Raw genomic sequence first — 12,569 nt, 5'->3', positions numbered from 1 at the left:
TAAATTTGCTGTAAATTTGAGGTCAAATTTTTGCATAGTATGGAAAAAATTGATCTGCCGATATGTAATTTTCTACCCAATAACTTATTGAGATTTGTGATTTTACAGAAAAATTGGCACACTGCCTATTAAATCGTATAAGTGCAGAATTTTAATCTTTTTTGTAAATTTTTGTAGTAAATTAAAAGATTTAAGTAGTAAATTTAATTATTTTTAACATTATGTATGTCGATTCAGTTTGAATTCTCGCTTTAGAGAGACAAATCCGTTGAAGCTTTCTCAATAAATGTAGTTAAACTTGTTAGAAACAACCGGGGAAAATCAAAAAAGAATTAAGAAACAAATAGGACTTACGCAGTTAAAATGCCGAAAACTTGATATCTTTATAAATATACTTATGGCTTAGTGTTTCTCTAAAAACGTACGGAGTTATGGACATAAATCCACCTAAGTGTACCGACATTGACTACATTAATTTTCTCATTGCGGCTTCTAACGTTTTTAGCTGTACTGAAGCTGCTAGATGTTATCCAGACATAGCTAATGCTCCTTCTCATGATGCTTTTACTCGTTGCCTTCAAAGGCAACCTCCAGACACGGAAGCACTATGGGAGGAAGTAAAAAGTTATGTCAAGCTTAAGGGAGGATACCTAATTGTTGATGATTCAACATTAGATAAACCATACGCAGAAGAAATTGCTTTTGTTCGTCGTATGTGGAGTGGAAAACATCATCGTACTGTAAAGGGAATAGGCCTGGTTACCTTAGTTTGGACTGACGGTACAACCGTTATACCTATCGATTTTCGAATTTATAACATCGATGTAGACGACAAAACAAAGAATGACCATTTCCGTGATATGCTTGACAAGGCCGAAGAACGTGGTTTTAATCCCAAATTCGTTTTATTTGATACATGGTATGCAAGTGTGAAAAACCTTAAAGCCATTAGACAGAAAGAGTGGCATTTCCTTACAAGATTGAAAAATAATCGTTTGGTAAATCCTGACAACAAGGGAAATGTGCCACTTGAAACAGTAGATATTCCTCCAAAAGGACGTGTGGTTCACCTCAAAGCATATGGATTTGTAAAGGTGTTTAGGATAGTTTCAAAAAATGGAGACACGCAACACTGGGTTACAGATGTGCAAGAGATGGATGAAGCAAAACGTGAAGATTTGGCAAAGAAGTCATGGAAAATTGAGGAATATCATAGGGGAATAAAACAGTTCTGTGGTGTCGAAAAATGTCAGGCAAGAAAGGAAGAATCACAAAGAGCACATATAATGTTCTCATTAAGAGCTTTTCTTAGACTGGAATTACAAAGAATCAAAAGTGGAATATCCTGGTTTGAAAGTGCTATGAAAATTAGAAGAGTGGCAGTGACAGAATACTTAAGGAATCCCCAATACACGTTAAATTAATTCAAATATTTGAAAGTTTGGAAAAAACAATATGCTAGGAGCCAACTGCGTAACTCCTAACAAATTGGTCAATTACCAACCGGGCTAACAGTAGTTTAATTGTACTGACATTCTGACAGAAGCTTTAATCTCGGGCCTACCTTTTTGACAATCTGGCTTACTCTAGCCGAGACTTTTATCGATTTGAAAGAAGTTTTATTGCATTTGATAGCAGGCCTGATAAATATGCAGCAAAAAGGCTGTAATCCCGACCGAAGATGCCTGACCAATCACTGTTTTTTCCTCCGATTTTTCGTTTTTTAGTTAGAGATTGCCGCAAGTGGATTTGGATTGTAGATATTTTGGAAAATACTCATTCAAACGCAGAATACATTCATAAAATACATGAGAAGATGCCGTAAGGTTTGCAGAATAACTTTTTTGGAATCTCAATTTATACTTTACGAGAAATCTTATAATAGTAATTTAGATTTATGAAGCTATATTTTCAGACTTTTATTAAAATCACTTAACCTTATATTCAATTACACAAAAAGGGTAACCAATAACATTATTTCCCATAATTATTGACATTCTTCAGAATTAGTGCAGTAAATTTATATGATAGTTTTTCATATTAGTCTCCAAAAAGCTAATATTATAGTATATATTACACGGTTATAATATTATCGGAATTAAACGGCCTTTCAGGCTCATACGCAAATTCACTTAAAACTGTACAATATCAGGGGTCATCCAAATTGAGCTCAGGAAAAATAGTGGATAAGAGTGCACAGCACACAATCCAAAAACAAAGTGAGTGTGTAAAAAGCACAGCCCCGCAGAATGTCACAGTGATCCTTCCTGCCTTTAATGAAGAAATTTCCATCGGCAGTATAGTTCTGCTTACCAGACACTATGCCGACAACGTTATTGTGGTCGACGATGGCAGCTCAGACCGAACGGCCGAGATCGCAAGAAAAGCAGGAGCTGAGGTAATTATTCATGAGGTAAATAAAGGGAAAGGTGCAGCCCTCAAGACCGGATTTGAAGCCGCAGATGACCTGGGTGCGGATATAATAGTTACCATGGACTCCGATGGTCAGCATAACCCTGCCGAGATACCGAAGCTTGTCGAGCCTATCATAAAAGGTGAAGCCGACATGGTAAACGGCAACAGGTACTTAAATGGTCTGGATCAGAATACTCCCTCCTATCGCCGTATCGGCCAGACTATTCTTGACGGAGTCACCAAGCTAAACTCTGGGATTCAGATTACTGATTCCCAGAGCGGCTTTCGCGCTTTTTCAGCGTCAACGAAAGATGTTTTCCGATTCAAAGCTAAGGGAATGGCTATAGAAAGCGAAATGCTTGCAGACGCAGGAAAATCTGGCCTTCGTATAGCCGAAGTTGAAATTGGAGTCCGATACGACGTTGACTGTTCAACCGTAAACCCGATAAAACACGGCTTTGGAGTTCTTTTTATGATTTTAAAAGATATAGAGTTTAACAAACCTCTTTACTACCTTACAATCCCGGGACTGGTTCTTGGAATAAGCGGTCTTGTTATGGGCACTTTTTTCATACAGGATTTCACGATGGGAAAAAGTTTGTATTTCGGGCCTACCATGCTCATGATTCTGTTTATTATCATAGGGAGTTTCATGGCTTTGACAGGCATCCTGCTGCATTCGATATCTGCCATTTTGGAGGATGCGAAGGCATTTTAAACTGTGAGGAATTGTTTCTTAAAAACATTTAGACTAACTCTTTATTTATTATTGTCTTTATAGTAGGTAATTCAATGAAACTATTGGCGTTTGTTTCTACTATCGACTTAAAATACAAACTTGGGTGTACACCCTCATGGTGGCAGTTACTGAAGGCTCTCCATGAGACAGGAAACGAAGTTATAGTAGTCCCTTACCTCGGAGGAGCAGTGGAAAGTCTCTGGTGGAGAACATATGAGAATTCATGTAAACTTGAGAGTATTCTTTATAATAACTTCCTGAAATCCCAGAAGAAAGTTGCTGATCCTTCAAAACCCAATAAGTTTCTTTCTACCATAACTAAAAACTTAATCAATCTTGATATCAAGCCTAAGATCAAAAAACAACTCACGGACATTATAACTAAAGAAAAAGATCTTGATTTTATTCTTTTTATGAATATTCCACTTAACCATATCACAGGAATTCCTTCTGAGTTAAAAACAGAATTCGGGATTCCATGCCTTTATTATGATGGGGATATGCCTACAATCCTTCCCAAGTATGCGATGTCACGTGGATTTAAGTTTGACTACTATGTGAATTCGGACCTTTCAGAGTATGATGCTTTTTTTGTCAATTCAAAAGGAGTTATAGAAGACCTCAAGGAAGCCGGTGCAAAAAACGTTACTCCATTGTATTATGCAGCAGACGCAGATCTTTTTGCCCCTGTAAATGTTGAACAGACTATTGATGTCTCATTCTATGGTCACGGAAGTGAATTAAGGGAAGAATGGATGACAAATATGATTACAAATCCTAGTAAAAGGCTGCCTGATGTAAATTTCTCAGTAGGGGGTGGTAACTTCGGAATTGACATGGGGAATGCAAAGCTTATTGGTCCAGTTCCCTACAGCGCATTCCGCGAATTCTGCTGCAAAAGTAAGATCAACCTGAATATCACCAGATGGTCTCATACAAATATATATGCCTCTGCTACAGCCAGGCCGTTTGAACTTGCAGCTTACGGAGCCTGCATAGTTTCCCAGCCTTACAAAGGGATAGAAGAGTGGTTTGAAGTTGGAAAAGAGATTATTGTTGTCAATAATGAAGATGAAGCTGTAGAAACCTATGAATGGTTATTGTCCTCTGATGAAGAAAGGCTGAAAATAGGTGAAAGGGCAAGGCAGAGGATTCTGAAGGAACACACATACAGGCATAGGGCTAAAAAGATTATTGAAGTGTGCAAATCGTGTAACTGATGTGATTTATATGACTGAGAGACAAAACAAAAGAGATGATCGTCAAAAGTTAAAAAATATTAGCTTTGCTAGGAAAATCTTGCTAGGTCTCTCAATGTACATCCCCTCATCTGGATTCAAAAAAGCAGTGTTGAAATTGCTGGGTGCACATATTGGCAAAAATGTGTATTTTGGTCCTGGATCTCTTGTTCTTTCCAACGATTACAATAGTGTTCATATTGAAGACAATGTTTTTGTGGCTCCAGGTGCGTTAATAAATGTAAATAAGTTTACAGTTGGAGAAAATTCACATCTTGGGTATCAGTGTTTAATGGTAGGGGAGTCCCTCAAAATTGGGTCCAGATGCAATATCAGCAACCGAACATTTATAGAATGTTCCTATTCCCCAATACTTATTGAAGACGATGTAACTATTGGTGGATGTGCTATGATTTCAACTCATGACGGCTCTTACAGGCAGGCCTATGGTCTTGAAATGAAAGCGTCCCCTATAAAGATAAGATCAAATGCTTTTATTGGCAACAATGCTATCATTTTGCCTGGAATTGAAATTGGTAGAAAAGCGATTGTTGGAGCAGGAGCTGTAGTAACAAAAAACGCGGTGGCAAATTCAGTAATATGTGGAGTCCCTGCTAACAAAATTAGAACTATGGAGAGTTCAAATGAAAATATTACATGTAACTAATTTTTTCAAACCCTCTTGGGAAGCAGGTGGAATTGCAAGAGTCGCCTATGAAATTTCAAAAAATTTAGTAAAAGAAGGTCACGAAGTAACAGTTTTTACTACAGATGGATTTAAATCGAGGTTAAAAATAATTAAGAACAAGCCTGTTGATGTCGATGGGATAAATACCTATTATTTTCGAAATCTGTCTAATTATTTAACAAAACGCAATATTGTCATCCCTTATTATTTACCTTTTATAGCTAGAAGAAAAATTCAGGATTTTGATGTGATCCATATCCATGAGCATCGGACATTGCTTGCAGTAATCGTTCACTATTATTCAAAAAAGTACAATATTCCATATGTACTACAAGCTCATGGAACACTTCCAAACACGATTGGGAAACAGAAGCAAAAAAATATATTTGATGCTATATGGGGAAATGAAATATTAAAGGATGCATCTAAGCTGATTTCAGTATCCGATACAGAAGTTGATCAATATTTACAAATGAAAATACCTTCAGAAAAAATATATACTATCCCTAATGGCATGGATACCAATTCTTTTTGTAAATTACCTGCGAAAGGAACATTTAGAAAAAAATACAATATCAATGAAAATAAAATTGTTTTATTTTTAGGTAGGCTTCATGAAAGGAAGGGAATAGATTTTCTGATTAAAGCATATGCAGATTTGATAAAAGAAAAAAATGATGTTGTACTGGTTTTAGCAGGTTCAGACGATGGCTATCAGGACAAAACAGAGTTACTAATTGATAAATTTAATTTGAAGAATAATGTGATAATTACTGGTTATATTGATACATTTGATAAATTAGCAGCTTATGTAGATTGTGATGTCCTGGTATACCCTTCGATTCTTGAAATATTCGGGCTCGTGCCATTCGAGGCTATAATGTGCGGAAGTCCTGTAATAGTTACTGATGATTGTGGGTGTGGTGAACTTATAAAAAAAGCTTCTTGCGGGTGCTTAGTAAAATATGGAGACGTAACTGATTTGAAAAACAAAATGAAGTTAATTCTTGAAAATCCTGATCTTGGAAATAAATTTGTTGAGAATGGACAAAAATATATTACAAATAATTTAACCTGGCCATTAATTTGTAAAAAAATCGAGGCCCTTTATGAGAATTGTATTTACAAAACATAAAATATGAATCTGCGACAATCTATTACAATTTTCTCTGTTCTCAGGATAGTGAAATTTCCAATTTCTTATTTAATCGCACAGCATTTCCTTCTTTTGGGATTGAATGCATAAGTTACACCCAAAGCAGAAAAGAACGAGATCTCGTCCTTCTTTGATATTAAACAAGCAAAGGAATATATATGTCACTTAAAAAAGATACAATTCAAAAAAACAGAGTTTGTGTAATCACTTTCCCACCCCTGAAAGCAGGGCTCACTCCATTATCAAATCTTATTGATATTTTAACATCTTCTTCTGACGAGGTATATCTAATCACTGGAAATGCTGGTTATTATCATTTTACTGATAATAAAAATATTCATTTGTATGGTATATTCCATTCAACAGGTAACAGTTCAGTTAACAGGATTAAAAACTATATTTGTACTCAATTTAAAATCGCTTGTTTACTATTAAAGATAATTAATAAGGTTGACATATGTATTTTTTTCCTGGGGGGGGAAATGTTAGTTTTATCGCTGATACCCGCAAAGTTATTTAAAAAGAAAACAATTACTATGCTTTCTGGATATTCAATAAAATACGAGAAAGATATTCTATCGAAAATAGTTACAAAATTATGTACTATAAACTTTAATCTGGTAGACAAGATAATATTATATTCTCCACGTCTCATAAATGAATGGAACTTTGAAAAATATTCCCATAAAATATTGATAGCTCCCCGGCATTTTTTGAATTTTTCTAATTTTAAATTAAATGTTGAGTTTAGTCAAAGGAATGATTTCATCGGGTACGTAGGTCGTTTATCTGAAGAGAAGGGTATTATAAATTTTATAGAGTCAATTCCTCTTATTTTAAAACAAAAGCCATATCTGAATATTTTGATAATAGGTGATGGAGATTTAAAAAGTAACGTTAATAAGTATCTTTCTCAAAATGGACTTGAAAACAATGTAAAACTTGTTGGATGGAGTTCTCATGAGGATCTTCCCAAATATTTAAATTCATTAAAATTGCTAGTCATTCCTTCTTATACGGAAGGTCTTCCTAATATTATGTTAGAAGGAATGGCTTGCGGTACACCTGTACTTGCTACAGGAGTGGGAGCAATTCCTGATATCATAAATGATGAAAAAACTGGCTTTATTATGGAAAATAATTCTCCGGAATGCATTGCAAAAAACATTTTCCGCGCTATGGAACACCCAAATCTTGAAAATATTATAGAGAACTCTATTATTTTTGTAAAAGATAACTTTACTTACAAAAAAACAGTGGAAAGATATTCAGAAATACTTAGCAATATTCAATAAATTTACAAATCCGTTATTTATAAAAACTTTATGACTTGAATGGATTGTTACATTAGCTTTAACATAGCTTTAACATAGCTTTTACATTAGCTTTAACATAGCTTTTACAATTAGCTTTTACATTAGCTTTAACATAGCTTTTACATTAGCTTTAACATAGCTTTTACATTAGCTTTAACATAGCTTACATTAGCTTTAACATAGCTTTTACATTAGCTTTAATTTAGGGTGATCTCACAGAAATTTTAAAAAAATTTATAAATATATACTTAATATATCTTTAAAAATTTTTATCAATAACTATTTAAATGGTTTCAAAAGGATATATTGAATAGTTTAGTGGAAGGATAAAAGTGCGCTCCAAAGATAAGTACATTAATACCCCTAGATACATAAAATTAGCATCAATATTTGGGTTTATAATAATATTATCAGCCTTAGCTATTATAATTAACAATCATACCCCTAGTGCATATGGTTTTTCAATATACAAAATGTATCCGGAATATTTTTGGATCCTTATTGTTATAGCTATTTTCATAGGTCAGATGATATTAATATATAACGCAGTTTCCAAGTATGAGAATAATAGTTGGCTAATTGGTTTTTTAATGATAATTATTTCAAATCTAATTTTATTGTGTATGCCGATTATCAGAGGATATTTCATACATGGCAGGGAAGATGTTTTAACTCATATTGGTTATATGGTTGATATTGAGAATAAACATAATATTATTTCTAACCCTTATCCCATGCTTCACATAATAGGTTTTACACTAAAATCCTTCTCTGGTTTAAGTTATAACGATATTACTATGTTTTTACCTATATTTTATTCATTATTATATATATTTTCATGGTATATTCTTGGGAAATATATATTTAAAAATAAACGTGATCTATATATAATGTTAGCATTTTCTTCGATACTATTACTTGGCAGTAAAAATGTTATGCTTAGCCCTAATGGGCAAGCAATTCTTTTTGTCCCTTTATTTCTTTATATCTTTTTTAAATCGAGATTACCAAAGAACGCTGCATCATATTCGATTCTGTTAATTCTACTTAGTTTTTTTATAATATTTTCTCATCCTTTAGTCACAATTTTGCTTACAGTAACGATTCTATTATCTGATATTACTATGTATTTTAATAGTACCAAAAATTCTGAAGTTAAAATAAAAAAATCAACTAATTTATTATCAATTATGATATGTTCCTTTCTTGTATGGTCTTCATATTTACATATTCTTGCATACAGTATAGAAAATATAGTGTTTACATTAATATCCAGTGACGGAGGCGGCTCTGAATTTGGGAGATATCAAACTTCTGTTAGTTCTGTCGATATATCTATTCTGAAAATTGTCGGACTAGTACTAAGTATATACGGTTCCTACGTCTTATTATCCATGCTTTCTGTCATCTGCATAATATACATACTTACTTTTTGGAAAAAATATAATATGAAAATGAATTATTATCATAAACTTTCAATATTAGGGTGGATATTACTGATATGTGTCTCAGTGTTATTATTTTTCTTTAATGATCAATTTGGTTTCATAAGAGTTTATAGTTATTCAATATTTTTCTCTATTATCTTGATATCTTTTTCAATAAGTATGTTTCTGAGAAGACCTTCGAATAAAAATAAAAGTAACTTGAAAGTATTGGTAGTAATATCTTTATTTTTGATACTTATCACGAGTTTATCCACATATAGTTTATTTTTGTCACCTGCAATTTTAAAAACAGATCAACAGACCCCAGAGAGCGAGTTTTCTGCAATGAAAACATTTTATGAGGTAAAAAATGATTATCCTGTATTGGAACGTGGAACAGTAAACCATAGGGTTCATAATGCAATTTATGGAGTATCAGGCACTAAGAAAAAAGATATTCTTCATGACGATCTAGTTATCAAGCATTTTGGATACGATAACAATTCTTCGTTAAGTGACTCTTATAACAAATCATACCTAATGATTAATTATATTGGTAGAAACCAGGATCAAGAAATATTGCCAAAATTTGAAGACAGATGGAGTTTTAATTATAGTGACTTTGTGCACTTAGATAATGACGCTGGAGTTGTTAAATTTTACTCCGATAAATTCACAGACATTTATATTATCAAACCTTAATTTAATTTGATCGTATGATATATCTAAATATAAAATATATAAAATTTAAGTTTTATAAAAAGTAATATTCAAGCAGTTATCCGATTAAAAGGAATCTCTATGAAAGTGTTATACTTAATCTCGACAATGGATCCTCACTCGGGAAGGGGAGGGCATTATTATAGTTTAAGAACTACTGCTGAAGAAATTAGTAAAAAATTGGATTGTGCTATAGTTGTTATCGGAAAAAGAGAGTCGCCGGTTATAAATCAGTCAAAAGTAAAGGTATATAATTTGATCTATGAAAAAATAAGTGTTATTAAAGTAATGAAAGATCTGAAAAACATTATTGATATTGAGTGTCCTCAAGTTATTCACAGTTTTGATGAAGATACTTTCTTTTTTGGAAGTTTAATCAGTAATATTTCAAAAAAACCATATATTCATACGAAATGTGGAGGTCCAAATTCAAGGATAGCTTTTCCAAAAGTGAATAACTTAATATTGTTTTCTCAAGAAGACGTTAGGTTTTATCAGTCTTCAAGAAGATTTAAAAAAACAAATCTATTTTTTATTCCAAATAGAATCAGGGAAATTCCTTCAGATTTTTCAAGAATAAAAAACATAAAGTTATCAGCAGATTGCAATGAATCAAAAGTATTTCTAATAATTTCCAGGCTTGAAGAATACAAAAAGAACGACATACTACAGGCAATAGATCTTGTAAAAAAATTAAACTATGATGGGATAAAAACTAAGTTAATTATTATTGGAGCTCTCCAAGATGTAAATGTTGGTAAAGAAATAAAAAAGAATATGGATAATAATATTTACCTGTTCACAGATGACGAGTACACAATTAACGCGAGTCAGCTAATTGATGTTGCAGACTTTGTTATTGGTGGCGGAAGAAGCTTTATGGAGGCTGCATTGAAGGGGAAGATTATGCTATGCCCCTTAAAGAATTCAAATTATCCGTTATTAATTACAGAAGAAAATTTTCAAAGTGCTTTTGATCAAAACTTTTCAAGTAGATTAACTATTGATAATTTTGATCCAGATGATAATTATAAACAAATTTTTCAAGCGTTAGTCAATGAAGAATATGCAAATAATATTACTAGTTTTATAAAACGAGTTTCAAGTAAAAATTTTGAAATCAGCAGTCAGCTCAACAGATATTGCAAGATTTATAACGAAGCAAAATATAAAATGCATCTTAGTATATTCGACATATTAACTCAATATTTCAGAATGGTTTATTGCAATAAACTAATCCCAAAACTTAAAACTACTTGATTAAAGCCTGTTCAAGAATCGATCTTCAATCAAACCAAGATCTACTGAGCTTTTATCCATAAGACAAAAGCAACTATATAAGGCAGTCTCAAAACTGCATTTGACTTTACATTTGGAACAATATGCTATAATTCAAGGCAAATACCTTAGATTTCGGGATAATTTCCGATTTAGAAAAGCCAACAATTCCAATTATCCAATTGTAGACATGGATCGAGTTTTAAGACCGCATGACATGGTATATTTGTAGACAAATTACTAGAATCGGTTTCAAACACGCAAATTGAGGTGATTCTCTAACGTTTAATCGGTGACACGTGAATCAATCCTAAAATAAAATTGATATCACTTTTTTTACAAATAAATATATCACTTAAACTTAATTGAGTAATTTTCATATAGTAATACAAAATAGATACTGATGCAAGCGTATAACTAATGGTTGAAGCAAAAGCAGCACCGCAGCCTCCAAAATCTGGTATTAAAATTATATTAAGCACAATATTGATTAAAACAGCTGGTAAAAATAGTTTTATAGTAATATCAGGTTTCCCTCGACCAGCCAGATCCATATTAATAATTTTAAAAAAACTCATCATAACTATTCCAGGTAACAATATTTTTAGCATTCTGATACTTGGAATATATTCTTCTCCATACAAAAAAGGAATTATATATCCACTTGCAAAATATAAGAACACTGACCCGATAAGGACAACAGGGAAAATGATTCTTACCATTTTTGCAATATCTTGAGAAAATTTATTTGAATTTTTTGAGTTTGCACTATATGCAAAAATAACTAGTCCAAAAGCCGTCGGCAGCTGCCATAATAATTCAGCAAAACCAACTCCTATTGTATATTGACCTATTTCTGTAACATTACTTAAGCGTTCAAGTATGATTATGTCTACTCTATAATTAAGATTCAAGATAAACAATGAAAAAGCATAAATAAATCCTATAGAAACCATTTTTGTAATTATTTCGGATTTCCAGCATATCTTTAAAGAATATTCACTATTAATCGATAACAAGGCGTATATAGCAAGCACAATTTTGGCAATCAGTGTGGCTAAAACTGCGCCTAATATATCTAATTTGATAAAAAATACTAAAAAAGTAATGAGTACAAAATTAATTATAGGTACCAAATACATTACTTTGTTAAATTTATTTATTTGTTGTTTGCCGATTAAAATCCCAGTAAAGTAATTTATAGTCAGATCTGCAGGGATTGTTAGTGACGCAAGTAATATTAACATTAGGTTATAATCTGGATTTTTAGTGTACGAAATTATTGCAACTGAAGTTAAAACTCCAATTATGCTCGATGAAATAAGTAATAATAATGTTACACCTACAATGTCTGACTCTGAATACTTTTGTTTACCAAGATAATAAACAGTTGCCTGGCGCATTCCCAGACTTAAAAGGCTAATCAAGATTGCAGGATAAACTAAAAGAGCCGTAAAGGCCCCTCTTCCCGCAGGTCCAAGCCATCTCGCAAGTAGTACTCCCGATACGAAACTTATAATTAATGTCAACATCTGAGTGCCAAAAACAGATATGCCATCTTTTGCCAAACTGTAGTTCTTTACCATTTTATA

At 32.6% G+C, this 12,569-nt stretch carries 9 protein-coding genes; 8 read left to right on the top strand and 1 reads right to left on the bottom strand.

The annotated features are described in order from the left end of the window. Nucleotides 1-431: 431 nt before the first annotated feature. From MSBRM_RS04195 to MSBRM_RS04160, 8 genes are all read left to right on the top strand, one after another. Complete coding sequence (locus tag MSBRM_RS04195) at nt 432-1,424, top strand: IS701 family transposase (protein ID WP_048155834.1); 993 nt, start codon at nt 432-434, stop codon at nt 1,422-1,424. 740 nt (nt 1,425-2,164) lie between these two features. Continuing rightward, nucleotides 2,165-3,133: a glycosyltransferase family 2 protein gene (locus tag MSBRM_RS04190; protein WP_048154680.1), complete on the top strand. Its 969-nt coding sequence runs from the start codon at nt 2,165-2,167 to the stop codon at nt 3,131-3,133. Nucleotides 3,134-3,207: 74 nt separating this feature from the next. After that, nucleotides 3,208-4,374: a CgeB family protein gene (locus MSBRM_RS04185; protein ID WP_048154678.1), complete on the top strand. Its 1,167-nt coding sequence runs from the start codon at nt 3,208-3,210 to the stop codon at nt 4,372-4,374. A 10-nt stretch (nt 4,375-4,384) separates the two neighbouring features. Beyond that, complete coding sequence (locus tag MSBRM_RS18690) at nt 4,385-5,059, top strand: acyltransferase (RefSeq protein ID WP_080943673.1); 675 nt, start codon at nt 4,385-4,387, stop codon at nt 5,057-5,059. Beyond that, nucleotides 5,037-6,215 (top strand): glycosyltransferase, encoded by a 1,179-nt coding sequence (locus MSBRM_RS04175; RefSeq protein WP_048154675.1) that lies wholly within the window; start codon nt 5,037-5,039, stop codon nt 6,213-6,215. The genes MSBRM_RS18690 and MSBRM_RS04175 overlap by 23 nt, the downstream gene beginning before the upstream one ends. A 179-nt stretch (nt 6,216-6,394) precedes the next feature. After that, entirely contained in the window at nt 6,395-7,531 is a 1,137-nt protein-coding gene (locus MSBRM_RS04170; RefSeq protein WP_048154673.1) for a glycosyltransferase family 4 protein, read from the top strand. A 353-nt stretch (nt 7,532-7,884) separates the two neighbouring features. After that, entirely contained in the window at nt 7,885-9,681 is a 1,797-nt protein-coding gene (locus MSBRM_RS04165) for a hypothetical protein (protein WP_048154670.1), read from the top strand. A gap of 99 nt (nt 9,682-9,780) precedes the next feature. Then, nucleotides 9,781-10,959 (top strand): glycosyltransferase family protein, encoded by a 1,179-nt coding sequence (locus MSBRM_RS04160; RefSeq protein ID WP_048154667.1) that lies wholly within the window; start codon nt 9,781-9,783, stop codon nt 10,957-10,959. A 296-nt stretch (nt 10,960-11,255) separates the two neighbouring features. On the opposite strand, the gene MSBRM_RS04155 is transcribed toward MSBRM_RS04160, so the two are convergent. Further along, nucleotides 11,256-12,563: an oligosaccharide flippase family protein gene (locus tag MSBRM_RS04155; RefSeq protein WP_141706488.1), complete on the bottom strand. Its 1,308-nt coding sequence runs from the start codon at nt 12,561-12,563 to the stop codon at nt 11,256-11,258. Between the last annotated feature and the right edge of the window lie 6 nt (nt 12,564-12,569).

Source organism: Methanosarcina barkeri MS (genome assembly GCF_000970025.1).
GTDB lineage: Archaea > Halobacteriota > Methanosarcinia > Methanosarcinales > Methanosarcinaceae > Methanosarcina > Methanosarcina barkeri.
Note: the sequence above shows the minus strand (reverse complement) of the source record. Positions and strands in the feature narration are given on the sequence as shown.

Bases quoted from the DNA above. Each gene is read 5' to 3' on its own strand.
- MSBRM_RS04195 (WP_048155834.1), top strand. From the start codon at position 432: ATGGACATAAATCCACCTAAGTGTACCGACATTGACTACATTAATTTT.
- MSBRM_RS04185 (WP_048154678.1), top strand. From the start codon at position 3,208: ATGAAACTATTGGCGTTTGTTTCTACTATCGACTTAAAATACAAACTT.
- MSBRM_RS18690 (WP_080943673.1), top strand. From the start codon at position 4,385: ATGACTGAGAGACAAAACAAAAGAGATGATCGTCAAAAGTTAAAAAAT.
- MSBRM_RS04175 (WP_048154675.1), top strand. From the start codon at position 5,037: ATGAAAATATTACATGTAACTAATTTTTTCAAACCCTCTTGGGAAGCA.
- MSBRM_RS04170 (WP_048154673.1), top strand. From the start codon at position 6,395: ATGTCACTTAAAAAAGATACAATTCAAAAAAACAGAGTTTGTGTAATC.
- MSBRM_RS04160 (WP_048154667.1), top strand. From the start codon at position 9,781: ATGAAAGTGTTATACTTAATCTCGACAATGGATCCTCACTCGGGAAGG.
- MSBRM_RS04155 (WP_141706488.1), bottom strand. From the start codon at position 12,563: ATGGTAAAGAACTACAGTTTGGCAAAAGATGGCATATCTGTTTTTGGC.